This is a genomic window from Burkholderia diffusa, from assembly GCF_902499115.1.
Classification (GTDB): domain Bacteria; phylum Pseudomonadota; class Gammaproteobacteria; order Burkholderiales; family Burkholderiaceae; genus Burkholderia; species Burkholderia diffusa.
Genome location: NZ_CABVPN010000005.1, coordinates 118,575 through 144,063, shown reverse-complemented (window position 1 = coordinate 144,063; position 25,489 = coordinate 118,575). Strand labels below are relative to the sequence as shown.

Annotated in this window: 25 protein-coding genes and 1 riboswitch; of the genes, 9 read left to right on the top strand and 16 right to left on the bottom strand. The window is 66.9% G+C overall.

Annotation, left to right across the window (positions count from 1 at the left end; translation table 11 throughout):
• Window positions 1–227: 227 nt before the first annotated feature.
• On the top strand, window positions 228–1,754 hold the full coding sequence (locus BTE28158_RS06970; RefSeq protein ID WP_151048594.1) for a mannose-1-phosphate guanylyltransferase/mannose-6-phosphate isomerase: 1,527 nt from the start codon (window positions 228–230) through the stop codon (window positions 1,752–1,754).
• A 121-nt stretch (window positions 1,755–1,875) separates the two neighbouring features.
• Here BTE28158_RS06970 and BTE28158_RS06965 read toward each other — a convergent pair whose 3' ends face one another.
• From BTE28158_RS06965 to BTE28158_RS06930, 8 genes are all read right to left on the bottom strand, one after another.
• Complete coding sequence (locus tag BTE28158_RS06965; protein WP_151048595.1) at window positions 1,876–2,817, bottom strand: DUF6566 family protein; 942 nt, start codon at window positions 2,815–2,817, stop codon at window positions 1,876–1,878.
• 732 nt (window positions 2,818–3,549) lie between these two features.
• A complete protein-coding gene (locus tag BTE28158_RS06960) occupies window positions 3,550–4,131 on the bottom strand; it encodes a DUF3501 family protein (RefSeq protein WP_151048597.1) in 582 nt (193 codons plus the stop codon).
• A 44-nt stretch (window positions 4,132–4,175) separates the two neighbouring features.
• Window positions 4,176–5,513 (bottom strand): heterodisulfide reductase-related iron-sulfur binding cluster, encoded by a 1,338-nt coding sequence (locus BTE28158_RS06955; RefSeq protein ID WP_151048598.1) that lies wholly within the window; start codon window positions 5,511–5,513, stop codon window positions 4,176–4,178.
• 123 nt (window positions 5,514–5,636) lie between these two features.
• Window positions 5,637–6,059 carry a rubrerythrin family protein gene (locus tag BTE28158_RS06950; RefSeq protein ID WP_059466550.1) on the bottom strand — a complete coding sequence of 141 codons (423 nt, stop codon included), beginning with the start codon at window positions 6,057–6,059 and terminating at the stop codon, window positions 5,637–5,639.
• A 283-nt stretch (window positions 6,060–6,342) separates the two neighbouring features.
• Complete coding sequence (locus BTE28158_RS06945; RefSeq protein ID WP_151048599.1) at window positions 6,343–7,611, bottom strand: RNA polymerase sigma factor; 1,269 nt, start codon at window positions 7,609–7,611, stop codon at window positions 6,343–6,345.
• Window positions 7,608–8,024 (bottom strand): VOC family protein, encoded by a 417-nt coding sequence (locus BTE28158_RS06940; protein ID WP_059601629.1) that lies wholly within the window; start codon window positions 8,022–8,024, stop codon window positions 7,608–7,610. Before BTE28158_RS06940 ends, BTE28158_RS06945 begins: the two co-directional genes overlap by 4 nt.
• Window positions 8,025–8,059: 35 nt before the next feature.
• Window positions 8,060–8,479 (bottom strand): YciI family protein, encoded by a 420-nt coding sequence (locus tag BTE28158_RS06935; protein WP_059466553.1) that lies wholly within the window; start codon window positions 8,477–8,479, stop codon window positions 8,060–8,062.
• Between the two features lie 124 nt (window positions 8,480–8,603).
• On the bottom strand, window positions 8,604–8,957 hold the full coding sequence (locus tag BTE28158_RS06930; RefSeq protein ID WP_059466554.1) for a YciI family protein: 354 nt from the start codon (window positions 8,955–8,957) through the stop codon (window positions 8,604–8,606).
• 359 nt (window positions 8,958–9,316) lie between these two features.
• Between BTE28158_RS06930 and BTE28158_RS06925 the strand changes: the two genes are divergently transcribed.
• The 4 genes from BTE28158_RS06925 (at window position 9,317) to BTE28158_RS06910 (ending at window position 11,927) form a co-directional block, all read left to right on the top strand.
• A complete protein-coding gene (locus tag BTE28158_RS06925; protein WP_151048600.1) occupies window positions 9,317–9,634 on the top strand; it encodes a hypothetical protein in 318 nt (105 codons plus the stop codon).
• Complete coding sequence (locus tag BTE28158_RS06920; protein ID WP_059531622.1) at window positions 9,621–10,007, top strand: ElaB/YgaM/YqjD family protein; 387 nt, start codon at window positions 9,621–9,623, stop codon at window positions 10,005–10,007. Before BTE28158_RS06925 ends, BTE28158_RS06920 begins: the two co-directional genes overlap by 14 nt.
• A 51-nt stretch (window positions 10,008–10,058) precedes the next feature.
• On the top strand, window positions 10,059–10,643 hold the full coding sequence (locus tag BTE28158_RS06915) for a BPSL1445 family SYLF domain-containing lipoprotein (RefSeq protein ID WP_059601628.1): 585 nt from the start codon (window positions 10,059–10,061) through the stop codon (window positions 10,641–10,643).
• 231 nt (window positions 10,644–10,874) lie between these two features.
• Window positions 10,875–11,927: an AI-2E family transporter gene (locus BTE28158_RS06910; RefSeq protein WP_059678859.1), complete on the top strand. Its 1,053-nt coding sequence runs from the start codon at window positions 10,875–10,877 to the stop codon at window positions 11,925–11,927.
• A 9-nt stretch (window positions 11,928–11,936) separates the two neighbouring features.
• Here the strand turns inward: BTE28158_RS06910 and BTE28158_RS06905 are convergent, their stop codons facing one another.
• The 6 genes from BTE28158_RS06905 to BTE28158_RS06880 all read right to left on the bottom strand — a co-directional run bounded on the left by BTE28158_RS06905 (window position 11,937) and on the right by BTE28158_RS06880 (window position 17,872).
• Window positions 11,937–12,440, bottom strand: a complete 504-nt coding sequence (locus BTE28158_RS06905) for a hypothetical protein (RefSeq protein ID WP_059601624.1) — start codon at window positions 12,438–12,440, stop codon at window positions 11,937–11,939.
• Window positions 12,441–12,606: 166 nt separating this feature from the next.
• Entirely contained in the window at window positions 12,607–13,623 is a 1,017-nt protein-coding gene (locus BTE28158_RS06900; protein WP_151048601.1) for an NADP-dependent oxidoreductase, read from the bottom strand.
• A 34-nt stretch (window positions 13,624–13,657) separates the two neighbouring features.
• Window positions 13,658–14,446 (bottom strand): SDR family oxidoreductase, encoded by a 789-nt coding sequence (locus BTE28158_RS06895; protein ID WP_151048602.1) that lies wholly within the window; start codon window positions 14,444–14,446, stop codon window positions 13,658–13,660.
• 432 nt (window positions 14,447–14,878) lie between these two features.
• Window positions 14,879–15,466, bottom strand: a complete 588-nt coding sequence (locus BTE28158_RS06890) for a phosphatase PAP2 family protein (RefSeq protein WP_151048603.1) — start codon at window positions 15,464–15,466, stop codon at window positions 14,879–14,881.
• Between the two features lie 79 nt (window positions 15,467–15,545).
• Entirely contained in the window at window positions 15,546–16,862 is a 1,317-nt protein-coding gene (locus BTE28158_RS06885; RefSeq protein ID WP_059601616.1) for an Nramp family divalent metal transporter, read from the bottom strand.
• Window positions 16,811–17,872: a helix-turn-helix domain-containing protein gene (locus BTE28158_RS06880; RefSeq protein ID WP_124901329.1), complete on the bottom strand. Its 1,062-nt coding sequence runs from the start codon at window positions 17,870–17,872 to the stop codon at window positions 16,811–16,813. The genes BTE28158_RS06885 and BTE28158_RS06880 overlap by 52 nt, the downstream gene beginning before the upstream one ends.
• Window positions 17,873–18,339: 467 nt before the next feature.
• On the opposite strand from BTE28158_RS06880, the gene BTE28158_RS06875 reads away from it, so the two are divergent.
• The gene (locus BTE28158_RS06875; protein ID WP_151048604.1) at window positions 18,340–19,260 is read left to right on the top strand and encodes a LysR family transcriptional regulator; all 921 of its coding nucleotides are present in this window, start codon (window positions 18,340–18,342) and stop codon (window positions 19,258–19,260) included.
• Window positions 19,261–19,378: 118 nt separating this feature from the next.
• Window positions 19,379–19,780, top strand: a complete 402-nt coding sequence (locus tag BTE28158_RS06870) for an OsmC family protein (RefSeq protein ID WP_059466564.1) — start codon at window positions 19,379–19,381, stop codon at window positions 19,778–19,780.
• A gap of 101 nt (window positions 19,781–19,881) precedes the next feature.
• Here BTE28158_RS06870 and BTE28158_RS06865 read toward each other — a convergent pair whose 3' ends face one another.
• Window positions 19,882–20,763: a Dyp-type peroxidase gene (locus BTE28158_RS06865; RefSeq protein WP_151048605.1), complete on the bottom strand. Its 882-nt coding sequence runs from the start codon at window positions 20,761–20,763 to the stop codon at window positions 19,882–19,884.
• Between the two features lie 484 nt (window positions 20,764–21,247).
• Between BTE28158_RS06865 and BTE28158_RS06860 the strand changes: the two genes are divergently transcribed.
• Both BTE28158_RS06860 and BTE28158_RS06855 read left to right on the top strand, forming a co-directional pair.
• A complete protein-coding gene (locus BTE28158_RS06860) occupies window positions 21,248–23,110 on the top strand; it encodes an ABC transporter ATP-binding protein (RefSeq protein ID WP_151048606.1) in 1,863 nt (620 codons plus the stop codon).
• 116 nt (window positions 23,111–23,226) lie between these two features.
• Window positions 23,227–23,940 carry a riboflavin synthase gene (locus tag BTE28158_RS06855; RefSeq protein WP_059601605.1) on the top strand — a complete coding sequence of 238 codons (714 nt, stop codon included), beginning with the start codon at window positions 23,227–23,229 and terminating at the stop codon, window positions 23,938–23,940.
• 87 nt (window positions 23,941–24,027) lie between these two features.
• On the opposite strand, the gene BTE28158_RS06850 is transcribed toward BTE28158_RS06855, so the two are convergent.
• Entirely contained in the window at window positions 24,028–25,269 is a 1,242-nt protein-coding gene (locus BTE28158_RS06850) for a voltage-gated chloride channel family protein (RefSeq protein ID WP_151048607.1), read from the bottom strand.
• 79 nt (window positions 25,270–25,348) lie between these two features.
• Window positions 25,349–25,451, bottom strand: a riboswitch (Fluoride riboswitch).
• Between the last annotated feature and the right edge of the window lie 38 nt (window positions 25,452–25,489).

Below are 25,489 nucleotides of genomic sequence, written 5' to 3'. Positions count from 1 at the left end.
AATCGGGATTTTTTCGAGAACTTTACGGTTCCCACGAACCCTTTTCAGGACGGGGCTCCAGCCCGATTCGTCGAATTATTTTTTATTTTTTTATTTGCATCTCATGCCATCGAGGAAAAATTTTCCTGACACGTGCGCTTCGAATATCGCGCAAATCGCCCCGGTTTTATTGTCGATTTACTTCATGCTACAAACAGGCACTGACTTCAATCGAGGAGAGTGTCATCATGAATGCTCCGGCCGTGGCAGCCGATACGCGCCCTTCTTCTTCCGCCGCAACCGACGCCGCGACGCGGGTCGCGGTGCAGCCGGTGATCCTCGCAGGCGGTTCGGGCACGCGTCTGTGGCCGATGTCGCGCGAACACTATCCGAAACAGCTGATCGGCCTGCTCGGCGATCATTCGCTGCTGCAATCCACCGCGCTGAGGCTCGACGGCCTCGCGACCGGTCATCCGCTGAACGACGACGTGCTGATCGTGTGCGGCGAGGATCACCGCTTCACGACTGCCGAGCAACTGCGCCTGACCGGCAAGCGTGCATCGATCATGCTCGAGCCGCTCGGCCGCGACACCGCGCCCGCGCTGACGCTCGCCGCGCTGCGGATCGTCGCCGGCGGCGGCGATGCAGTGATGACCGTGATGCCGGCCGACCACGCGGTGGCCGACCAGCCGCGCTTTCACGCGGCCGTCGCGGCCGGCGTGCACTGCGCCGCCCAGGGCAAGATCGCGACGATGGGCATCGTGCCGGGCCGTGCCGAAACGGGCTACGGCTACATCCGCGTCGGCGCGCCGCTCGGCGACGCCGCTACCGGCAACCTCGACGTGCGCCGTCTCGACCGCTTCGTCGAGAAGCCGCATCTCGAACTCGCGCAGCAGTACGTCGCGTCCGGCGAATACTGGTGGAACAGCGGGATCTTCATCGTGCGCGCGTCGGTGTGGCTGAACGCGATCCGCCAGCTCGAACCGGAGATCCTCGCAGCCTGCGAGCAGGCCGTCGCAGGCGGCAAGGACGACGGCGACTTCTTCCGCGTCGACCGCGACGCGTTCGCCGCGTCGCCGTCGAACTCGATCGACTACGCCGTGATGGAGCGGCTCATGAACCTGCCGCAGCTGTGCGAAGGCGTCGTCGTGCCGCTCGACGCGGGTTGGTCGGACGTCGGTTCGTGGGACGCGATCTGGCAGATCCTGCCGAAAGACGAAGCCGAGAACGTCGGCCGCGGCCACGTGCTGTTCGAAAACGCCGAATCGACTTTCGCGCATTCGGAACACCGGCTCATCGCGTGTGTCGGCACGCGCAATCTCGTCGTCGTCGAAACGCCGGACGCCGTGCTCGTCGCCGACAAATCCTGCGTGCAGGACGTGAAGAAGATCGTCGGGCGCATCAAGGCCGAACGCGGCGCGGAAGCGACCGATCATCGCAAGGTCCATCGCCCGTGGGGTCATTACGACTCGGTCGACATGGGCGAGCGCTTCCAGGTGAAACGCATCGTCGTGAAGCCGGGCGCACGACTGTCGCTGCAGATGCACCATCACCGCGCCGAACACTGGATCGTCGTGCGCGGCACCGCGCGCATCACGCGCGGCGACGAAACCTTCCTGCTGTCGGAAAACGAATCGACGTACATCCCGCTCGGCGTGTCGCACCGTCTCGAGAACCCGGGCAAGATGCCGCTCGAGCTGATCGAAGTGCAGTCGGGCGCGTATCTCGGCGAGGACGACATCGTCCGCTTCGACGATACCTACGGTCGCCAGTGATGCCACGCCTGCCGGGCGCGCCGTATCGACGGTGCGCCCGGCATCACCGACATGCCGAAGACAAAAAAACGCGCGGGCGTCGTGACGGACGACGACCCGCGCGTTTTCGTTCGGACGACGATCAACCTACGCGATACGCGTATTCGCGGCGTTCCGCCTGCACGGGATCGTTGCGGCTCTCGGACAACGCGCCCGCACGACGCTCGGCGATGAAGCGCTTGATGTCCGACTCGGCACGTGCCAGCTCGGACAGGCCGGCCAGCACCTCGCTTTGCGGCGCACGCACCGGTTCGTCGCTCGCCCCATGGCGATCGATCCACTGACGCGCCCAGTCGAGCGCGTACTGCTCCGCTTCCTCCGCATCGGTGAAGCGCGGGCCGATGAGGCCCGAGCGCTCGACGCGCCGGTCGTCCTGCGTGATCTCGGCCCACGCGCGGTACATCAGGTTCTGCACCGGTTGCGCGCTACCGCAGATCGTATAGCCACGGTATTCGTCGACTTGCGGCTCGGCCGCGGCGAAGCTCGCGGCGGACGGACGCCCGTGACGCAGCCCCGCGGGCTGCGCGCCCGGCACCGCGAACGATGCACCGCGCGACGCGTCGTCGGCGGCGTTCGGCATCGCGGTCAGCGTCGCGCCCTCGCCATCCCAAACGTTTGCCTGAGCGACCGGCAGTTGCCACGACTCGGGGTTCTGCCAGAACACGCCGCGCAGACGGTCGTTGTCGGGCACGGGCTCCGCGCGGCATGCCGGCGCGACCGGCACCGGCGGCGGCGGCACGTACGCGAACGTGCGCCCGCTGAACTGGGTGAGCACGTCGATCATCTGCAGCAGCGTGCCGTTCGCGAGCCACTCCTCGTAGCGGCGGCGGCACGTCGGCCCGGACGGATAGCGCCCGGGCAGTTTGGACCACGCTTCACCGGTCGTCAGGATCCAGAGAACCGCGTTGGCGACAACGCGCGGTTCGGCTCGCGGACGGCCTCGACGGTTCAGCCGAATGGGTTCATCGGCGATCAGCGTTGAAAGTCGAAACCACTCTTCATCGTTAAGCTCATCGAAGAACATAGTCGATTTCTCCACGCAGCCAGGCCGGGGCTGCGATTGTCGGCGCCGTCGTCACGCATCGCGTCACGGGGCGGCCCGGTTGCACATTATGGTTATCCGGTCGTTGTGCATGCCGGTGCGACACCGCACTTTCACGGTGCCGCCATTCACGGCAATGGCGCACAAACTACGGTCTCACTCCAATGTGGGAATTTTTGTGCACGAAGCATACCATCCTCAGGGTTTATCTCAATATGACAATGACTTAATGTTACGCACTGAAACAACCTGCCATGGATTCGCAATCCATTTACGCTTGAATTTTTTTACGCGATCGTTATGCGGGGCGCTGGGAAGCCCCGTCTGGCGGGGCTCTGCGGGGTGCGGATGCGGCCCGACCGGCAGGCCGCCCGACTTGTTCCGACCCTTGCCTGAAACAATTCCGGGAATTGCCGCCGAAAATCGGTAAATCAGGGAAAAATTCGTAACAAGATATTCGCGGATCGGTAAATCGTTCAAACTCGATTGAACTGAATTTTCCCCGTGCACAATCTTTTTATTGTTTCTCTGCGAGTAGTGAAAGCGATCGCAGGTCGATGCACATCGTTTCCCGGCATGCAAGCGTCGACGGGTCTGTTACATCCTCGGCGTAGCAGACAGCCGACAGCGGCGGGCGCGACGATCGGGCGCCGCGTTCCGGGTCGGAACGATGGGGAATCGCGCGATACGAAAAGCGGCACCCGGCCGCACGCATCAGCGCAGATCGCTGGCCAGCGACGCGGCGACGTCCGCGTCCACCCGTTGCGGCGGCATCGTGTAGGCCGGGTGATCGCAGCCGATCGACAGCGTCGCGCCGCCCTTGAGCGCCGCCCGCATCGGCTCGCCCAGTTCGAAGCGCACGAAATGCACGGCCGAGGTCTTCTCCGCGTTGTCGCGGTCCAGATCCTCGTCGGCGATCGCATAGACGTCAGGGTGCCCGTCGACCCGCAGGTACACGCGATCCTCGACGCCGATCAGCCGCGCGAGCGCCGCCCGCCGTTCGGCCTCGTGCTCGTATTCGATCTGCAGCGTTGCCTTCAGGTTGGTGCCGTCGGGCACGAGCGGCAGATAGGCTTCCAGTTCACCTTCGATGCCGGCCTCGTCGAAGATCTTCTCGATGTGCAGCATTTCCTGGATCTGGTAGCGGATCGTGGTCTCGTCCTCGAACAGCAGGCGCAGATGGTTGCCCAGCGCCACCGCGCGGCGGCGCTTGTACGCGACGAGCCGCGCGTGTTCGGTCTTGCGGATCTTCGCGTACGCTTCGAGCGTCAGCAGCGAGTCGCGGGTCAGCGTCATGGCGTGTCCTTGGATAGCGTCGATGTCTTCGTGGCGCGGCCGGTTCAGATACCGTACGCGCGGCGCAGCAGCGTCAGCGGATGCGCGAGCGGCGCGGCGGGCAAGCCTTTCTCGTCGATGCCCTGCACGATGTGATGCCCGGCGAGCGCGCAGTCCGACGACACGACATCCGGCTTCGGCTCGGCCATCGCCTTGAACACCGGCGCACCGATCCGCATCGCGTCCGCATGGAAGGCCTTTTTCACGCCGAACGTGCCCGCATGCCCCGAGCAGCGCTCGACGACGTTCACGCGCGTATCGGGCACGAGCGACAGCGTGTCGGCCGTCTTGCGGCCGATGTTCTGCACACGCGCGTGGCACGGCACGTGATACGACACGGTGCCGAGGCCCTGCTTGAAGTCGGTCTTCAGCAAACCGTCGCGATGTCGCGCGATCACGTATTCGAACGGATCCCAGAATGCATCGGCCACCGCGCGCACGGCGTCGTCGCCGGGAAACATCAGCGGCAGTTCGCTCTTGTACATCAGCACGCAGCTCGGGATGGCGCCGATCAGCGCATAGCCTTCGCGCGCATAACGCTCCAGCACCGGAATGTTCACGGCCTTCTTCGCGGCGACGCCCTCAAGGTTGCCCTGCTCGAGGAGCGGCATCCCGCAGCACGCTTCGCGCGTGACGAGCTCGTACGGGATCTCGTTGTGCGCGAGGATCGCCAGCAGGTCGTGGCCGATACCCGGCTCGTTGAAGTTCACGTAGCACGTCGCGTAGATCGCGACCTTGCCGGGCGTGCGTTCGCCGTCACGTACCGGCGGGCCGTCCGAGCGCTTCGCGGCACGCCGAAACTTGCGCGGTGCGAACTCCGGCAGCCATGCGTTGCGATCGACGCCGAGCGCCGCTTCGAGCGCGTGACGCGCGGGCGGCGTGCGATTCACCGCGTTCACCGTCTGCGTGACGATCGGAATGCCCGCGAAATGCCCGAGCGCGTCGGTGTTCGACAGCACCTTGTCGCGCAGCGGCGCCTCTCCGCGCTTGTAGCGCGCTGCCTTGCCGCGCAGCATCAGGTGCGGGAAGTCGACGTTCCATGCGTGCGGCGGCACGTACGGGCATTTCGTCATGTAGCAGAGGTCGCACAGGTAGCACTGGTCGACGACCTTGCCGAACGCGTCCTTCGGCACTTCCTCGATGTCGCCCATCGGCGTTTCGTCGACGAGATCGAACAGCGTGGGAAACGCGCCGCACAACGACACGCAGCGCCGGCACCCGGCGCAGATGTCGAACACGCGCGTCATTTCCGCATCGATCGCGGCCTGGTCGTAGAACGCTTCGGACTGCCAGTCGAGCGGATGCCGCGTCGGGGCTTCGAGACTGCCTTCCTTGTGTGGCATGGGGCGCTCCAGCGTGGCGCGCATGCGCGCGGACTCGCCGCCCGCGTGATGCGGGCAGCGATCGACGCACGGCCGGCCGCAGGATGTCCGGCCGGGCCGTGCTGCCTTGCTGCCGGACCCGCGTCAGTCGACGAGTGCGTCGAGCGCCTTCGTATAGCGGTTGGCGTGGCTGCGTTCTGCCTTCGCGAGCGTCTCGAACCAGTTCGCGATTTCGTCGAAGCCTTCGTCGCGCGCCGTCTTCGCCATGCCCGGATACATGTCGGTGTATTCGTGCGTCTCGCCGGCGATCGCCGATTCGAGGTTCAGCCGCGACGAGCCGAACGGCAGCCCCGTCGCCGGATCGCCGACTGCCTCCAGGTATTCGAGGTGGCCGTGCGCGTGGCCCGTTTCGCCTTCGGCAGTCGAGCGGAACAGCGCGGCGACGTCGTTCTGGCCTTCGACGTCGGCCTTCGAAGCGAAATACAGATAGCGCCGGTTCGCTTGCGATTCGCCCGCGAATGCGGCCTTCAGATTCTCTTCGGTCTTGCTGCCCTTGAGTTGAGCCATGTGTGCCTCCGTTCGAGCCGGCGCGGCCGCGTGCGAAGCCTGGCCGATGATGTATGTGGGGCACGAAGCGTATGCCGGACGCGCACGCTTCGTGCCTTTTAATCTAGGCGCTGGCGTTCGCATCCCCCAATAGGCTTTTTCAATCCACGCGATAGCGGAGGGCGGGAATAAGGGACAAGTTGATGGGCGCGTCGCCGGGTGGGTCGGCGTTTCGCTCGAGATTCGGCTTCCGGCCTTCCGGCGCGACGCCCGGTGCACTCGCACCGGCGTCGCTCGTCATGCGTCACGCATCCGTCGCACGCTTCAGCAGCAATTCCCTTTCGCGTTCGTTCCGGGTCAATTCCGCCGCACGACGGAACTCGACCTTCGCTTCGTCGGCGCGGCCGAGCTTCGCGAGCAGGTCGCCGCGCACGCTCGGCAGCCAGTGATAGCGGGCGAGCGCCGGATCGTCGCGCAGCACGTCGACGATTTCCAGTGCCGCGGCGGGCCCGAACGCCATCCCCACCGCCACCGCGCGGTTCAGCTCGACGACCGGCGACGGCGCGACTTCCGCAAGCGCGTCGTAGAGCGCGACGATTTGCGCCCAGTCCGTTTCCGATGCGTGCCGCGCGCGCGCATGGCACGCCGCCAGCGCGGCCTGCAGCGCGTACGGGCCACGCATGCCCCCGAGCTTCGTCGCCCGCTCGAGCGCGGCGAGGCCGCGCCGGATCAGCAGCGGATCCCAGCGGCTGCGGTCCTGGTCGAGCAGCAGCACGGGCCGCCCCTGCGCATCGGTCCGCGCGTGCATGCGCGACGCCTGCAGTTCCATCAGCGCGACGAGCCCGAGCACTTCGCTTTCATCCGGCACGAGCCCCGCCAGGACGCGGCCGAGACGCAGCGCCTCGTCGCACAGCGCCGGGCGCGTCCAGTCGTCGCCCGTGGTCGCCGCATGGCCTTCGTTGAACACCAGGTAGATCACTTCGAGCACCGACGCGAGCCGCGCGGGCCGCGCATCGGCGGCCGGTACCTCGAACGGCACGCGCGCCGCCGCGAGCGTGCGCTTCGCGCGCACGATGCGCTGCGCGATCGTCGGCTCGGGCGACAGGAACGCGCGCGCGATCTCGCTCGTGGTCAACCCGCCGAGCAGCCGCAACGTCAGCGCAACGCGCGCGTCGGTCGACAGCACCGGATGGCACGACGTGAAGATCAGCCGCAGCAGGTCGTCGCCGATATCGTCGGCGCTCGCATCGGCGAGTGCGTCCGCGATGTCGGGGACGACATGCGCTTCGAGCGCGTCCATTTCATGCCCGAGCTGGTCGCGCTTCGCCGCATGCAGCGACTCCTGCCGGACCCGGTCGAGCGCGCGCCGCTTCACGGCCGTCATCAGCCACGCGGCCGGGTTGTCGGGCACACCGTCGACGGGCCAGTGCTCGAGCGCCGCGACGAGCGTGTCCTGCGCGAGCTCCTCGGCCACGCCGACGTCGCGCACCACGCGCGCGGCGCGGGCAATGATCTTCGGCGCCTCGATCCGCCAGACCGCTTCGATCGCACGGTGAGTCGCCTCACGCATCACGACGCCTGCCCCTGGGCGGACGCATCCAGCGGCATGGCCATCAGCTCCCATGCGTGACCGTCCGGATCGTCGAATCCGTGGCCGTACATGTTCGGATACTCGCGCGGCGCTTGCGGCGCGGACCCGCCGGCCGCGAGCGCCTTCGCGACGATCGCGTCGACCTCGGCGCGGCTGTCGCACGACAGGCACGACAGCACCTGCACCTGCGTCGCCGGATCGACGATGGTCTTGCCGGTGAAGGTCTGGAAAAACGGCCGCACGAGCAGCATCGCGAAAATCGTGTCGCTGATCTTGATGCAGGCGGCCTGTTCGTTGGTATAGGCCGGCACGACCTCGAAGCCGAGTGCCTGGTAGAACGTCTTCGAGCGCGGCAGGTCGGCCACGGGCAAGTTGATGAAAACCATCTTGTGCATGACGGATGCTCCGGTGAGATTGGATTCGCGCAGAATCAGGCGTGGGTGCGGCCGACGTGGAGATCGCGAAACCGCTCGACCGCGTCGCTCGGTGTGAGGTCGTCGAGCTCGAACAACGGCCGCACCTCGATCTCGCAGTCCATTTCGGCACCGAACGGCGCGGGAAACCGGCGCGTCCATTCGAGCGCCTCGTCGCGCGAGCGCACCTGAATCAACGTGTAGCCGGCAATCAATTCCTTCGTCTCCGCGAACGGGCCGTCGACTACCGTGCCCTTGCCGCCGGTGTACCGCACGCGCCAGCCGCGCGCGCTCGGCCGCAAGCCGTTCGCATCGAGCAGCACGCCGGCCCTGGCCAGTTCCTCGTGGTAGACCGTCATCGCCTCGACCAGCCGGTTGTCCGGCAACGCATCGGATTCGCTGACGGCGTTCGCCCGGATCATGATCATGAATCGCATCGCTCACTCCTTGTCATCGGTGAAAAGGGCGTCCGCTCATCGGCGCCTTATCCGGACGACGGGCGGCAGACCGCCGGATCGACGTGCCGCGCGACGAATCAGGGTAAATACCGAGACGCAGCTGTCACAGGAAGCACGGGCCGACCGCGCGCACTTCGACCGTGCACCACTGCGCGGCCGGACACTGGCGCGCAATCTCGATCGCTTCGTCGCGCGTGTCGACGTCGACGATGAAGAAGCCGCCGACCATTTCCTTCGCCTCGGCAAACGGGCCGTCGACGAGGCGCGTCTCGCCTTCGCGCACCTGCACGCGCGTCGCGCGTTCGGAGCGCTCCAGCGACTCGACGCCGCGCAGCACGCCGCGCGCTTTCAGCGTCTCCGCGAAATCGACCATGCGCGCGTACAGCGCCTGCCCGTCTTCGAGCGTGCGTTCGGCGCGCTGGCCGGTCGGCTCGACAATCAACAGCATGTAGGACATGGAATTCTCCTGTGGGGGCCGTGCGCGCAAGCGTTCGGATCGCAGGCCGGAACGACGTGTCAGATGCGAAGCGTAGCAGCCTTGGCCGGCCCTGCCGTCATCGTTGGCCGTTCGGCACTGGCCTGATGGCCAATTCGATCACAACACGCGATGTTGCCGTCAGGATGCTTGCACGAACCCTCGAATTTTCTTCTCGTGGAGCGCGCCTTGTCACGCCTGCCGCCGCTCATGCTTGCCGCGTCGCTCGTCCTCTCCGCTGCGCGCGCTCGAATCCACTCGTCATCGACCTGGCGCTGGACGACGGTGCCGCCTGAGCCGTCGCGGGCACAAACCCTGCTCCACGAAGAAATGGACGACTAGTGCAATTGCATGGGTCTGGCAGATGCAACGGCACTATTTACCTGACGCATCGCGCGACGCCATATTTACCGGACTTTCATGTCGCGCAACGGCTCGCCACGCCGTTTCGCCCGATGCGCGAAATTTTTTCAACCACCGCCCCGCCCCGTCGCGCGGGGCTTCCCGGGAAACTTGCCGACGAATTGAAAATTTGTCTCGAAACTCAATTGGCTGATGTGAATCACATTGGTTGCTGGGATTGGTCTTATCTTCAAATTGGCTGCAAATCCGGCCAGCAAATCAAATCCAAGGAGGATAAACATCATGGCGCTCACTGACTCGATCGAACACAAGCTGGACCGCGGCCTGTCCGATATCCGTCGTACCGGCCGGCGCGTGGGACGCTCGGCGCGCTCGGCCGCCCGCGATCTGCATGCGGACGTATCGGACGATCTGCGCGGGCTGGTCGATGAACTGGAAGACCTGCTGAAGAACGACGGCGACGGCGATATCGCCGCGCTGCGCAAGCGCGTGCAGTCACGGCTCGACGAAGCGCGCAGCACGCTCGACTACGCGTCGGGCTCAGCGGCCGCCCGGCTGCGCGATTCGGCCGAGCGCGTGTCGCAAGCCGTGCACGACAACCCATGGCAGACGGCGGGCGTCGTCGCGGGCCTCGCGTTCGTCGCGGGCCTGCTGCTTGCCCGCCGTTGAACGGGGCTGGCCGCCCATCCGTTCTCAACCCGACAACGAAGGAGAAACGCCATGCAGAAGTCTCTCGCCCTGAAAGCCGCCGCCGCCGTCATGCTCGGCAGTCTCGCCCTTGCCGGTTGCACCACCACGCCCGACAAACCCGACAACGCATCGGCCAGCGCGTCGAAACGCGAGTCGATCGATGCGAGCGTGAACGCGACGCTGTCGCGCCTCTATTCGACGGTGCCGGGCTCGCGTGAGCTCGTTGCGAAATCGCGCGGCGTGCTCGTGTTCCCGAACGTGCTGCAGGCCGGCTTCATCGTCGGCGGCCAGTCCGGCAACGGTGCGCTGCGTGTCGGCGGCAGCACCGTCGGCTACTACAACACGTCGTCGCTGTCGGTGGGCCTGCAGGCCGGCGCGCAATCGAAGGCCATCGTGTTCCTGTTCATGACGCAGGATGCGCTCGACTCGTTCCGCAAGTCCGAAGGCTGGTCGGCCGGCGCCGACGCCTCCGTCGCGGTCGTGAAGGTCGGCGCGAACGGTGCGGTCGACTCCAATACGGCCACCGCTCCAGTCGAGGTGCTTATCCTGACCAACGCGGGCCTGATGGGCGACCTGTCGGTCAACGGCACCAAGATCACCCGGCTCCACATCTGACGCGTCGACACGGCCCCAGGGCCGATTTGCTTCCCGGCAACGCCGCGACTCCGGTCGCGGCGTTTTCGCGTGCGCCGCGCGCGGCGGCTATGATGGCGGCACCTTTGCGGGCATACTGCCCGTCGGGCCGCCCTGCGCGCGCTTCGCCGCGAACCCGTGACGTTCGCGAGCCGATCGCGCCCGAGGCAACGAGATTCAATCAAACCAGGCATCAATCTGCGCGAACCATCCATGGAAAGCGGACACGATCACCAAAAATTCTTCTATTTCCTGCTGTTCGCGGTCACCGTCGGACTGTGCTGGATACTCGCGCCGTTCTCCGGCGCCGTCTTCTGGGGCACCATTCTCGCGATCCTGTTCCAGCCGGTGCAGCGCTGGCTTGCCGCACGCTTCGGCAAGCGGCGCAACCTCGCCGCGCTCGTGACGATGTCGCTGATCATTCTGATCGTGATCCTGCCGCTCGTATTCGTCGCGGCGACGCTCGTGCAGGAAATCGCGTACGTGTACCAGGAGCTGAAGAGCGCGCAACCGAATTATTCGCAGTACTTCCATGACATCATTCACGCGCTGCCGACGTCGATTCAGAACCTGCTGCAGAAATACGGCCTGACCAACATCCCCGGCATCCAGAAGAAGCTGACCGACGGTGCCGCGCAGATCAGCCAGTTCGCGGCAACCCAGGCGCTCAGCATCGGCCAGAACACGTTCCAGTTCGTCGTCAGCTTCGGCGTGATGCTGTACATGGTGTTCTTCCTGCTGCGCGACGGCGGCGAGATCGGCCGCCGCGTGCGCCGCGCGATGCCGCTCGACGAAGAGCACAAGAACCTGCTGCTCGCGAAGTTCACGACGGTGGTACGCGCAACCGTGAAGGGCAACATCGCGGTCGCGCTCGTGCAGGGCGCGCTCGGCGGCCTGATTTTCTGGATCCTCGGGATCGAGGGCGTCGTGCTGTGGGGCGCGCTGATGGCGTTCCTGTCGCTGCTGCCGGCGATCGGCGCAAGCCTCGTGTGGGTGCCCGCCGCGCTCTACTTCCTCGCGATCGGCGCGATCTGGAAATGCGTGATCCTCGTCGCGTTCTGCGTCGGCGTGATCGGCCTCGTCGACAACCTGCTGCGCCCGATCCTCGTCGGCAAGGACACGAAGATGCCCGACTGGGTCGTGCTGATCTCGACGCTCGGCGGGATGGCGCTGTTCGGCATCAACGGCTTCGTGATCGGACCGCTCGTCGCCGCGCTGTTCATGGCGAGCTGGGATATTTACGCGCGAGCCGAACAGGGCGAATGACGCGACGCGTCACGGATGTCGAATCCTGATCACGACGGGCGCCACGGCGCCCGTTTCCATGTCCGGCCCCGCGACCGTCAGCACGCCGCCATACGGGCCGACACGATACGCGCGCCCCGAATCCAGCGGCACGATTCGATCGTCGCGCGCATCGCGCCATGTCGCGCGAACCTCCGCTCCCGCGGGCCGCGAAAGCGGCTGGCCATCGAGTTCCACGAGCGCCACATGCGCGCCGGGCAGGCGCCGGCCATGCGCATCGAACCGGAGTGTCGCCGCGGTCGCACTGCTTGACGCCCCGATCGACGGCGCGTCGAATCTCACGTCGTACAGATCGACGAGCGCACCGCTGAATCGCACGATGCCATTCGCGTGCACCGGCTCAGCCGCACCCGCGCCCGACATCGCGAATGCGATGCCGAACCCGGCTGCGACGCTCCGCAGTCTGGCGTCGATGCACCGCTTCGTTCGATCGCGCACCGCCGCCGGTGCTGCCTGCCCCGTCTTCGTTTGCATGTTTCGCCTCCCGTTTTGCCGTGCAAATGAAAAACGGCGGCGTGACGCGCATGTCACGCCGCCGTTTGCTGGCAATTACTTTAAGGAGAGCGGCCGGAACGATATATGGGATACGTCCTAAATTGATGCCGGACTATGCAGACTCAACCCGCGTCAGCGCGGCAGCTCATGCGTCCGGATCGACGCGCAGCACGAGCTTGCCGCGATGGTCGCCGTCGAACAGGCGATTCAGCACGTCGGGCGCATTCTCGAGCCCGTCGGCGACGGTTTCCTCGGCCTTGAGCCGGCCGTCGCGCAGCCATCCGGCGAGCGTCTGCACGGCTTCGCGGCTCTTGCGGTAGTCGAGGATCAGGAAGCCGCGCATCGTGATCCGCTTCGAGATCAGCACGCCGACGTCGTCCGCTGCGCGGCCGCTGTTGTAGTTCGAGATCACGCCGCACAGCGCCACGCGCCCGCCGATCACCATCCGCGACAGCACCGCGCGCATCACCTCGCCGCCGACGTTCTCGAAGTTCACGTGCACGCCGTCCGGCGTCGCTGCCTTGAGCTGCTGACGAAAATCGTCGGCCTTGTAGTCGACGGCCGCGTCGAAGCCGAGCGTCTCGGTCAGGTAGCGGCACTTGTCCGCGCCGCCCGCGATCCCCACCACGCGCGCGCCGTGGATCTTGCCGATCTGGCCGGCGATCGAACCGACCGAGCCGGCCGCCGCCGACACGACGAGCGTCTCGCCGGGCTGCACCGGCGCGATGTCGGTCAGCCCGTAATACGCGGTCAGGCCGCTCATCCCGCACGCGCCGAGCAGCGTCGGCAGCGGCAGGCCCGACTGCGCGGGCAGCTTCACGAGCTGCGCGGCCTGGTCGGCCGGCACGACCGCATAGTCCTGCCAGCCGACCAGCCCCTGTACGAGATCGCCTGGCGCGAAACCCGCATGGCGCGACGCGACCACGCGCCCGATGCCGAGCGCGCGCATCACTTCGCCGATCGCGACGGGCGGCAGGTATTGCGGCACGTCGCTCATCCATACGCGGTTGGTCGGATCCATCGACAGATACAGCACGCGCACGAGCAAGTCGCCGTCGGCGAGCGCCGGCACCGGTGTTTCGACGAGCGAAAAGTGTTCGCGGCCGACCCGCCCTTCCGGGCGCGTCTTCAGAAGCAGCTGGCGGTTCACGGGTGTCGACATGATGTTCTCCTCCGGTTGTTGTCGTCGATGCGCGTCAGACCGCGCACATGCCGCCGTCGATCACGAGTTCGGCGGCCGTCACGAAGCGGCTTTCGTCGGATGCCAGATAGACGGCCGCATGCGCGACGTCGTCCGGATCGCCGAGCCGGCGCAGTGGAATGCCGCGTGCGAGCTTGCGCGTCGCATCGCGTTCGCCGAGCGACTGGAACAGCGGCTCGACGATGCCCGTGCGAATGAATGCCGGGTGAATCGAGTTGCAGCGCACGTCGAGCTCGCGGCGCGCGCAGTCGATCGCGACCGACTTCGTCAGCGACGCGACCGCGGCCTTCGACGCGTTGTACGCCGTGAAATCCGGCTCGACCTTGAACGCGGCCACCGACGAGATGTTGATGATCGACGCCGGGTGGCTTGCGCCCAGGTACGGCAGCGCGTGCTTGCAGCCGAGCACGATGCTCTCGACGTTGATCGCCATCACGCGCCGCCACTCGTCGAGCTGGATCTGCGCGGGCGCCCCGATCGACCCGACACCGGCATTGTTGACGAGCACCGACACCCCGCCCATCGCTTCGTTCGCCTGCGCGAGCAGCGCCTGCCAGCGCGCCTCGTCGCGCACGTCCTGGGTGGCCGCGAACGCGACCGGCGCCGCGTGCCCCGCGTTGAGTTCATGCACGAACGCGTCGAGCACCGCCGCGTCGGCGATGTCGGTCAGGAACACGCGCGCGCCCTGCTCGACCATCCGGCGCGCGATCGCGCGGCCCAGGCCACCGGCGGCGCCAGTGATGTACGCGCACTTGCCTGCGAGGCGCGGGGAAACGACTGTCATGGAACCTGCTCCTATCGTGAATCGTCGAGGCGGACCGGTGCCGCGACGGCGGTTGCCGTGCGCCGGCCGACCGCCGCATGGTTTGCGCGAGTATAGCGAGCCGGCCGGACCGCGCCGGACAAATCGGGCAAGCCGCCGCTGCGGCCACGATCGAACGAACGCCAGCGTACGCGATTGCCGGCGATCGATGAAATGAATATTCGTAATGCCCGGTCATAGACGCAGTTCATGACCTGCGTATCGCCGGGCGACAGGACGAGCCTGTTCCGCGCGCCGGGTCACCGCGAATATCGATTCAATGAAGGCAGAACGCCGGATTTTGACAATGACGAGGAAAGAACGGGATGAGAGTTGGAGGTGCCGCCACCGCGGGTGACCACCTCACCTGACACCGTGACACCGGGGGCGCTGACGCCCCGGAAAGAACGGCCATCAGGACCCGTTGCCGGACGTGTGCATGAATGCGCAGAACTGCGGGGAATGCGTATCGATCATCTGCTGGAACGGTGCGCGATTCCCGTACGCGATGCCGGACACGAGGAGCAGGCAGACGGCTGCGATGCGCGGCGAGACCGAGCGCTTGTGCGACCGGTCGTAGATCCGCAGGAACACCAGCGCGACCAGCGCGCCGAGCAGCCAGCCGACGACGACTTCGGGAATCGTGTGCGAATGGTCGAACACGCGCGCGACGGCCGTCACCGCGCCGACGGCGAGGCCCGCCGCCACACCCGGCACCTTGCCGGCACGGAAGGCCTGCCACAGCATCGACAGCGCGACGGTCCACACGGACGTCGACAGCATCGTATGGCCGCTGATCACGCGGAAGTCGAACTGCGGAATTTCGACACCGCAGCCCGCATAGAGAATCTTGGTCGCCCCGACCAGGCTCATGCCGGCCGCGAGCAGCACGATCCAGCGCACCGCGAGCCGCCAGTCGGACAACGCGAGCCAGACCGCGCAGGTCAGCGCGACCGGCAGGGTCAGCGCGGCGTCGCCGATGTTACTGATTTCACTCCACATAACGGACGTCGAACGGCTGGCAAAACGCGCAGTTTACGCACGCGCGCCACGCGCCTGTTTCAGCCTGTGACAGGCTGTATCAAGCCGCGACACCCGTAATCAGCAGCAGGTTCGTGCCGGTGATGACGGCGAACAGCGTCCACGCGGCGACCTGCATCCTGCGGCCGATCGCATGCTCGCCCATCGTGTCGCGATCGCTCACCGAGCGGATCAGCGGCCACATCGCGAACGGCAACTGCAGGCTCAACAGCACCTGGCTCCAGACGAGCAGTTGCCCGACCGAGTTCTCGCCGAGCCACAGCACGCCGATCAGCGCGGGCATCAGCGCGAGCCCGCGCGTGATCAGCCGGCGCTGGTAGCACGGGATTTTCGTGTGCAGGAAGCCGTCCATGATCACCTGGCCGGCGATCGTGCCGGTCAGCGTCGAGCTTTGCCCCGACGCGAGCAGCGCGATGCCGAACAGCAGCGCGGCCGCGCCGCCCGCGATCGGCGTGATCAGCCGGTACGCCTGTTCGATGTCGGTCACGTCGTGCTGGCCGGTCGCATGAAACGCCGCACCCGCGACGACCAGGATCGCCGCATTGACGAGCATCGCGACGAACAGCGACACGCAGGTGTCGATCCGCACCAGCGCGAGCGTGTCGCGGATCAGGCCGCGCGCGCCGCCGACGACATGACGCGTCTGCACGACCGACGAATGCAGATACAGGTTGTGCGGCATGATCGTCGCGCCGACGATGCCGAGCGCGAGCACGATCGCGTCCTTGCGGTCATGGCCCGGATCGCCCGGCACGAGCCCCGCCGCGACCGCATGCCAGTCGGGAGGCGTGATCGCGACCTGCGCGACGAAGCAGAACGCCATCGTCGCGATCAGCCCGAGCACGATCGCCTCGATCTGCCGGACGCCCTTGCCCTGCAGCCCGAGGACGATCACCGTGTCGAGCGCGGTGAGCACGATTCCCCACGCGAGCGGCACGCCGAGCAGCAGCTTGAACGCGAGCGCGCAGCCGAGCACTTCGGCGATGTCGCACGCGATGATCGACACCTCGGCGGTCACCCACTGCACGATGCGGCCGAAGCGGCCATAGCGGTCGTAGCTGGCCTGCGCGAGATCCTTGCCCGCGACGAGGCCGAGCCGCGCGGCGAGCATCTGCAGAAAGATCGCGGCGAGGCTCGAGAACGCCACGACCCACAGCAGCGAATAGCCGAATTGCGAGCCGGCCTGAATGTCGGTGGCCCAGTTGCCGGGATCCATGTAGCCGATCGCGACCAGCAGGCCCGGGCCGAAGAAGCGCTTGAGCTTCATCCAGCGCGACGCGCCGGCGTCGATCGTGATGCTGCCCTTTACTTCCGACGGGCAGAAGGGGGCGGTGGCGGTAGTGGGGAGCAAGGGCATGGAAACCGGGGATCGTGATCGCGACACGGTGATTTTACGGTCATCCGCCCCGTTTTCTCCCGCGCATCGACACGCGCGCCCCGGCTCGCCCGCTCGCCGCCGGATTTCGCGGGCCGCGGCACGAGTTGCGGATCGGCCGCGCCGGCGCCGTTCGTCAGGATCCGCTCGCGCTCGGCGACGCGAAATTCGGTCGGCGACACCTGCAGGCGCTGGCGAAACAGCTTCGCCAGACGCTCGCCGCTGCCGAAGCCCGTGCGCCGCGCGACCTTGTCGGCCGGCAGCGTCGTGTGGATCAGCATGTGGCATGCGCGCTCGAGCCGCACGTGCTGCACGAACTCGGTCGGCGTCACGCCGATTTCCTTCTTGAAGCGCCGCAGGAAATTGCGCTCGCTCATCGCGGCCGTCTGGGCGACTTCCGCGATCGAAATGCGGTTCGCGCTCTGCGCGCGCAGCCGTTGCGCCGACATCCTGATCGACGGGCTCGCGCTCAGCTCGCGAAACGCCCACATCGACTGCGCGTAGCGCTGCTCGACCGGCCGCATCAGGTTGCTGGCGATCTCCTGCGCGGCGCTGTCGCCGAGATCGGCGCGGAACATGTCGAGCACGGCCGCGAACACGTCAGCCTCGCCTGCCTGCAGTTCGATCGTGGCCGCCGCGCCGCGCGCGCGACCGGTTCGCGCGTGACCGGCATCCGTCTGCCGCTGCGACGCCGCGAGCGTCGACAGGTCCATCGCATCGACGATCCATCGCGCATGCCGGCGGATGTCGCTCAGGCGACGCCGCAATGCATCGTTCCAGTTGATCGACGCGCGGTCGCCATGAAGATGAATGAACGCGAGTGCACGAGGGCCGTGCTCATCGCCGAGCGGATCGGCGGCGATCTGCACGCCAGACGACGACTGCAGCAACCCCCCGCTTTCCGATACGTACTTCAACTCGTAATCCGCACTGAACGCGTGCAGGCGATTCGCCAGGTTGAAGGCCTCGCCAAGGCGCGCGGCCTGCGCCAAGGAAAACCCCGTACTCAAATAGATTACGACCCACCTCTGATCTGCTGCTTCCACTGCCAAGCCCCCGGACTTTTTCGACTTCTTGTAATACCGTCGAACTGTCAGGCTTATATTTGGTTTGAACTCGTGCGACAGCGACGGCTATTTCGAAATATGAAGCGACGGCATCTTAGCCGAACGGGTCGTGTCTTTGGCATGAAATGGCAGACCGGGACAGTATGATGGCGGATTTCAACAGGCTGTCGCCGACCGCTGGTGCGGCCGCGCGCAAATGCGCATGCCGATGTGCAGGCTCGCATCGTGCGCATGATTCGCGTCGCGCATCGGATGCGCGCACGCACGTATCGGCTCGATCGTCATCGACACGCATCGAACGACATCGATCGTCGCTCTGATGCACGCACCCGCGTTCCGTTGTTCGCGCATCCCGTAGAATCGCTCCACCGTCCACCACGCCGACTTCGTCCGTGCCCGCCGATCATCGTCTCGACCTGAACCTGTTCCGCGTGCTCGATGCCGTCTACGTGCACGGCGGCATCGGCGCGGCCGCCCGTGCGCTGCACCTGACGCAGCCGGCGGTCACGCATGCGCTCAACCGTCTGCGCGCGCATTTCGACGACCCGCTGTTCGTCCGCCAGGGCAACCGCGTCGTGCCGACCGAGCGCACGCGCACGATCATCGCGGACGTGCAGCTTCACCTCGCCGGCCTGCAACGCGCCGTGCGCGCCCCGTCGGCATTCGACCCGGCGACGCTCGACCTGAGCATCGCGGTCGGCATTCGCGACGTGCTCGAATCGATCGCGCTGCCGCAGATCGTCGCCGCGTTCGCCGACGAAGCGCCGGGCCTGCGATTCGTGAGCCGCCGCATCGCGGTGCACGACATCGAACGCGAACTCGCGTCAGGCAATCTCGATCTGGTCGTCGATCGACGCGTGCAGACCGGTCCGCGCATCGCGACCGAACACCTGCTCGACGATTCGCTCGTCGTCGCGATGCGGCACGATCATCCGTTGACCGGCGGTCCGCTGCGGCGCGGCGACTATTTCGCCGCAGGGCATGTCGCGGTGTCGTCGCTCGGCGAACAGCAATCGCTCGACGTGCTGCTCGGCAACGACGGGCGCCTCCGTCACATCCAGCTCGTTTGCCAGCATTACTTCGCCGCCTGCCAGATCGCCGCGACGGGCGACCTGCTGCTGACGCTGCCGCGCACGTATGCGCTGCGCATGGCGGCGATGCTGCCGATCGCCGTGCAGCCGCTGCCGCTACGGCTCAAGCCGTTTCCGCTGCTCGCGTACTGGCACGAGTCGCGCGAAACCGACCGCGCGCACCAGTGGGTGCGCGAACGCGTCGCCATGCTCGTGCGCCGCAGTGCCGGCGTCGCCGGCTGATCCTGGCGAGCCCCGCCGACGCGCGCAGCGCCCACGATTTTCCGCGAGACGGTATGCTGGCGGCTCGTACGCCGCATCGTCGCGGCCGCCTCTTTCCCCGCTTGCCGGAGTTCTTGCCATGCCGCTCATCCATGCTGCCGCCACCCTCGCCGCCGACGCACCCGACTACGTCGTCCAGCTGCAGGCCGGCACGCACGCGCTGACCGGCGACGAAGCGCCGCGCGAAGGCGGACAGGGCCTCGGGCCGGCGCCGTTCGAGTTCGTGCTGGCCGGCCTCGCGCAATGCACGGCCGCGACGCTGCGCATGTACATGCAGCGCAAGACGTGGCCGGCCGTGCGCATCGACGTGCGCACCGAACTGCACGCCGATCGCGAAGGGCAGCAATACGTGCGCCGCGTCGTGACGCTCGACGGCCCGCTCGACGATGCGCAGCGCCAGCGGCTCGCGGAAATCTGCGAGAAGACGCCGGTGACGCTGTTCATCAAGCGCGGCACGCGCATCGAAACGACGCTGAACTGACGGGACGACGCACCGCGCCGCACACGATCGATACGCAGCAAGTAAAACGGGCGGGCCGCGCACGATGCGCGGCCCGCCCGTTTGCGGATGTCGTCCGGCGTTTACAGTCCGAGCGCGGACAGGTCCAGCTTGCCGTCCTTCACCGGCGGGCACCAGAAATACGCGCCCGTCAGCGGTCGCGTGAAACGGAACAGGCCGTCGACGATGCCGTCGTCCGCGCCGCTCATCCGGCGCATCTGCACGTCGAACGCGCGGAACGAACGGCCGAACGCGACGAAGTAGAGCCCCGCGCGGCGCGCGTCGGACCACGGCGACGAACGGCGCAGCATGAACGCCTCCGGCTCGAAGCTCTCCTGCGCGGTGCGCTTCACGTGCGCGAACGCGGGCGCATCGTCGAGTTCCTCGTTGTCCGAGCGGCGGCGACCGATGATGTGATCCATGTCGCCGGACGCAATGCGCTCCATCTGGTCGAAGTCGTGCAGCCATTGCTGAACCGCGACGAAGCTCGAACCGTCGAGACCCGCGCCCTGCCCCGTGACGATCGCCGCGGCCAGCGCGTCGTCGCCGCTCGGGTTCTCGGTACCGTCCTCATAACCCGACAGGTCGCGATCGTTCGAATAGCGGAACCCGTCGACCGCGTCCTGCAGCGCGAACGCCGGCGCAAGCGCCCGTTCGATCGTCCGCGCACGCAGCACGAGCTCGCCGCGATCGTCGCCGCGCAGCCAGACCCAGACGTCGGCAGGCGTGATCGGCAGCGTGCGGTCGTTCACCGCGAACGCCGGATATTCGGTGAGGCCCGGGACCGAACGCCCGAGGTGTGCGGCCAGCGCCTGTCCGAAGCCCGCGACCGTGTCGCGCCCGTCGACGAGCTCGCGCAAAGCTCTCAGCGCCGCTGCCACGTTGCCGTTGTTCGAAATCGTGAAAGTGAGGTATCGGGCCGCCGTGTCGATCGGAGCCAGGATGCCTTGCTGAACGTCGCTCATCGTTTCCTCAGGAATGTATCGGGGTGAATCCGCGGGGCCGCAGCGGCCGACGCGCAACGGCAAAGTGTAATCGATGCGGCCCGCCGACCCGTGCGGCACCGCACCGCGGAATCCGCACCAAAAAGGGCCGAAACCCCGAATACTAACCGTATCGACGCTGCAACGCGGCATTCGTCAGACGTTGCAGCGACTCCGGCACTGCTGATAAAATCCCTTCACGTCTTTTCGGCGTCCTTTCAACCGTTCACTTCAGGGAGGTGCAGATGTTCCGAATGCCAGCAGCCTTCCCGAACGTGGTCCCACGGCGCGGCTGATCCAGCCCGTCGTCCGCGCCGGCTCCCGAGTGCTCCGCTAACTCGACGGCCCGCGCATTTTCCGACAGTCCGTTTCGTTTCGCCCGCGTCGTCCGCGCGGCCGGACTGTTGCGTTTTCGACGTTCTCCGAACCGGAAAGTCCCGTCGCGCGATGCGCCGGGCAACGATACATGACCAGAAAAACCACCCATCAGGGCGGCCAGGCATTCCAGGCCGTCTTCGGCTTCACGTTCCGCTACTGGCGCAAGCAGCCGGTACGCATCGCGACGATCACGACCTTGGCGCTGCTCGGCGCGCTTGCCGACGTGCTCACGCCGCTGTTCGCCGGGCGCCTCGTCGATGCGCTGTCGATCGGCCTGACCGACCGCGCCGCCGCGTGGCATTCGGCCGTCGTCGCATTCGGCACGCTCGCCGCGCTCGGCATCGGCGCGACGCTGCTGCGGCAGGGCGTCTATCTGAACATCATTACGCTTACGCTGAAGATGATGAGCGAGATCGCCGCCGCGTCATTCCATCGCGTGCAGCGTTTCTCGACCGACTGGCACGCGAACAGCTTCGCGGGGTCGACCGTGCGCAAGATCACGCGCGGGATCTGGGCGCTCGACCTGTTGAACGACACCGTGCTGATCGCCCTGCTGCCGTCGGTCACGATGCTCGTCGGGGCGACGGTGCTGCTCGGCACGCACTGGCCGGTGATGGGGTTCGTCGTCGGCGCGGGTTCGCTGCTGTACATCTCGGTGACGGTCACCGTGTCGCTCGGCATCGTCGCGCCGGCAGCGCGGCTCGGCAACATGTGGGACACGCGCATGGGCGGCGCACTCGCGGACGCGGTGAGCTGCAACGCGGTCGTCAAGGCGTTCGGCGCGGAAACGCGCGAGGAAGCGCGGCTCGCGCGCGTGATCGGCAAGTGGCGCCAGCGCACGCGCCGCACGTGGGTACGCGGCACGCTCAACGGCGGGCTGCAGGGTGCGATGCTCGTCGCGATGCAGGCGGCGATGATCGGCGTGGCGCTGCGGCTGTGGGCGAACGACGAAGCGAGCGTCGGCGACATCGCGTTCTCGCTGACGATGTTCTTCATGCTTCAGGGCTACCTGCGCGACGTCGGCATGCACATCCGAAACCTGCAGCGCTCGGTCAACGACATGGAAGAGCTCGTCGCGCTCGAGCGCCAGCCGCTCGGCATCGACGATCGTCCCGGCGCGCCGGCGATCCGGATCGGGCAAGGCGAGATCCGCTTCGAGCACGTGACGTTCCGTTACGGCAACCATCCCGTGCCGCTGTACGACGACTTCTCGATGCGCATAGCGCCCGGCGAGCGGGTCGGCCTCGTCGGCCATTCCGGGTCGGGCAAGACGACGTTCATCAAGCTGATCCAGCGTCTGTACGACGTGTCGGGCGGCCGCATCACGATCGACGGCCAGGATATCGCGCAGGTGCGGCAGGACTCGCTGCGCAGCCAGATCGCGATCGTCCAGCAGGAGCCCGTGCTGTTCCACCGCACGCTGGCGGAGAACATCGCGTATGCGCGCCCCGACGCGAGCCGTGCGGAGATCGAGCGCGCCGCGCGTCTCGCCAGCGCGCACGACTTCATCGCCGCGCTGCCGGACGGCTATGACACGCTCGTCGGCGAGCGCGGGATCAAGCTGTCCGGCGGCGAACGCCAGCGCGTCGCGATCGCGCGCGCGTTCCTCGCGGATGCACCGATCCTGATCCTCGACGAAGCGACGTCGAGCCTCGACAGCGAAAGCGAGGTGCTGATCCAGCAGGCGATGGAGCGGCTGATGGTCGGCCGCACGACGCTCGTCGTCGCGCACCGGCTGTCGACGGTGCGCTCGCTCGACCGCCTGCTCGTGCTCGATCGCGGCAAGGTGATCGAGGAAGGCAACCACGACGCGCTGATCCGCATCGACGGCGGGATTTATCGCCGGTTGTTCGAGCGGCAGGCGCTGGAGCTGGCGAAGGGCCTGATCGATTCGCCGCCGCGCGCGGTCAACGGCGATGCCGGCCCGCGGGGGCAGCCGGCGGAGGCTTGATGGCGACCCGGTTGCGGCCGGACGTGCGGTGCACTGCCACCGCGCTTCCGGCCCCGACGCCACCCGCCGCGATCACTTATCATACCGGCCAGGCAATTTGCGACCAAAGGCGGATCATGTTTACAGGCATTGTTCAGGGTGTTGGCGTCATCAAGGCCATCAAGGATCACGGCGAACTGAGAACGTTCAGCATCGAATTCCCCGAGCGGTTCACCACCGACATCGAGATCGGCGCGAGCGTCTCGGTCGACGGCGTCTGCCTGACGGTGACGACCATCCACTCGCCGCTGCTGATCGACTTCGACGTGATGTTGCCGAGCCTGAGAATCACCACGCTCGCCGACCTGACGACCGGCGCCCGGGTCAACGTGGAACGGGCCGCGAAGGACGGCGCGGAAATCGGCGGGCATCCGCTGTCCGGTCACGTCGACTTCATGGGGACCATCCTGCATATCGCGTCGTCCGAACACAACCGGATGATCCGCATCGGCGTGCCGGCCGATTTCAAGCGCTATGTGTTCGCGAAGGGCTATATCGCGATCAACGGCTGCAGCCTCACCGTATCGGACGTCAATCGCGACGAAGGGTGGTTCGAAGTCTGGCTGATTCCGGAAACGCGACGCGCGACCACCTTCGACGCCAAAGGCGTCAACGACAAGGTCAATATCGAGATCGAGCGCAGCACCCAGGTCGTCGTGGATACGATCCGGGAGTCGGTCAAGGAAACGCTCGGGGAACTGACCGGTGTCGTGACGACCTTGCTCGCGGAGAAAGGCATCGACATCGAGGAACTGCTCGCGCGCAACGTCGCGAAACTGCCGAAGGCGTGACGGACGCGCCCCGTTCCCGGTGATCGGCGCGATCACCGGGTGTCCGTTTCCGTCGACATACCGAGGTCGGCCGCCCCGCCCGCGCCGTCAGTCCGCCTCCACCCGCGCCCCCTTCCCCACCGCCACCCGCTGCGATCGATAAATCCCCGCGTGTCCGGAAAACAGATAGGCGACCACGCAGGCGACGATCGCATAGACGCCGATATCCGCGCCGAACAGTTCGATCGCCATGATCGTCGACGCGACCGGCGTGTTGGCCGCGCCCGCGAACACCGCGACGAAGCCGAGCCCCGCGAGCACCGGCACCGGCAGCGCGAGCACCTGGCCGAGCGCGTTGCCGAGCGTCGCGCCGATATAGAACAGCGGCGTCACTTCGCCGCCCTTGAATCCCGACGCGAGCGTGACGACGGTAAACGCGAACTTGCCCGCGAAATCGTAAGCCGGCAGCGGCCCGTGAAACGCGGCCTCGATCGTCGGGATCCCGAGCCCGAGATACTGCGGCACCTTCAGCACGGTGGCGGCCACCGCCACGAGCGCGCCGCCGAGCACCGGCTGCAGCGGCGCGTAGCGCACGACGCGGCGAAACCATGCGCTCAGCGCATGCGTCGCGAACGCGAACAGCCGGCCGACGACGCCGAACGCGACACCCGCGACGACCGTCGCGATCAACCCCGAGGCCGACACGGCCGGCACGAACGGAATCGCATAAACGGTGTGATGCACGCCCCACGCGCGGCACACGATGTCCGCGACGATCGCCGACGCGACGCAGGTCAGCAGCGCGTCGTACCGCACGCGGCCGATCGCGAGCACCTCGAGCCCGAACACGGCGCCCGCGAGCGGCGTGCCGAATACCGACGAGAACCCGGCCGCGATGCCGCCCATCAGCAGCACGCGCCGATGCTCGCGATCGAGCCCGAACAGGTGCGTGACGCGATCGGCGAGCGCGCCGCCCATCTGCACGGCCGTGCCCTCGCGGCCCGCCGACCCGCCGAACAGGTGCGTGACGACGGTCGCGACGAGCACGAGCGGCGCCATCCGCTTCGGCACGAGCGCCTTCGGGTCGTGAATTTCGTCGATCAGCAGGTTGTTGCCGCGCGCGACCGACTGGCCGAACCGGTGGTAGACCCAGCCGGTCGCGAAACCGGCTGCCGGCAGTCCCCACAACAGCCACGGATGCGCGACACGCGTGCCGGTCGCCCACTCGAGCGCGATCAGGAACCACGCGGAAGCCGTGCCGGCCAGCGCACCAAGCAGGGCGGAGAGCGCGAGCCAGCGGCACACGTAGCGCACGGTCGCGAAAAAATCGGCAGAAGTCGAGAAAAACATGATTTCCAGATTCGACGGGACATCAAAACCTGGGCGGCAGAATACCGCATGGACGGCCTGCGACCTCCTGACAACCCAGGAACACGCAGGCATCATCAGCCGGGTCACCGGCGGTTGAGGGCCGAGCCGCGCGCGACGCGCCGGGATCGACCGCAGGGAGGCATGCCATCTCCGCAGGCGGCAATTGTACGCGACGCCGCGCGGCGCGCGCAATGCAGCC